1 pseudogene is annotated in these 1005 nt (G+C 44.2%); it reads right to left on the bottom strand.

The annotated features are described in order from the left end of the window. Window positions 1–123: 123 nt before the first annotated feature. Window positions 124–1005: pseudogene (locus WKF69_RS12205) on the bottom strand (hypothetical protein); the annotation flags it as partial.

The raw sequence follows: 1005 nt of genomic DNA, 5'->3' as shown, positions 1-1005 counted from the left end.
GGCAGGCGCAGCGCGGCAATCTAAAACTTCACAGAGATTGCTTCGTCGTACCTCCCCGCAACGACAAACGCTTAATAGTGTCATTGCGAGCCCGCCTGCGGTAGGCAGGCGCAGCGCGGCAATCTAACTTTTCTTAACCGGCGCAGCCTTAGCAGGACTTGTCTTCGCAGGAACCTCTTTTGACGGAATAGCCTTAGACGGTGCTGTTTTTGACGGAACTGCTTTAGCCGGCGCTGTCTTAACAGGACCTATTGGCTTAACCACCTTAACAAGCTGTGGTATAATCTCTTCCTTAGATTTAGGACGATCTTTTGGCTTCCAGATAAAACCCTTTAGTATTTTATCTTCTTCTGTCAGCTTATCCATTGGCGTTGCCTTACCTTCAACACTCCTTACTAATCTTACATTCTTAAGCTTTCCATCCAGGAAACCGAAATTGATCCGGCTGCTAATAGAATGATTTAAACTGATGTATGCAGAATCATCTTTTACATAATATACAGTCTCAGCGTTTCCGTCAACATACATCTGTCTAAGCTTATTATCCCGGAAAAGACCTGTAATTACCTTGCCTTTCACCTGGTTAAACTTTGTGGAATCTGTATCTTCAGAATTAACGATGAAACTATTATGTTGCAGAAGCATATTATTAAGTTTCTTGTCCTTCATCTGTAGATAAATAGTATCACCCGTAAGCTGAGAGCCCTGTGCCCACACGATAGGATTAAAATAACATCGCACAGTCGAATCTGAATAGCTGAAGAACATGGAATCAGCCCTGGCCTGCAGATCTGTTTTAAATATTTTGGCATTATGATAAGCAATAATGATCCTGCTCTTTGCTGTATCAAGTGGGATAGAATCTTGCTGAACCACTTGGGCAACTTTACTCGCGGCTTTTACAGCGCCTTTGGCCGGTGCAACTGAAGGCTTCTTTACCCGGGTTGACTTTGCCGGACTGGTTTTTGGCGGAACAATTGCCGTTTTAGTTTTGTCGTCGGGCGG

The sequence above is a fragment of the Daejeonella sp. genome (genome assembly GCF_037719425.1).
Taxonomy (GTDB): domain Bacteria; phylum Bacteroidota; class Bacteroidia; order Sphingobacteriales; family Sphingobacteriaceae; genus Daejeonella.
Note: the sequence above shows the minus strand (reverse complement) of the source record. Positions and strands in the feature narration are given on the sequence as shown.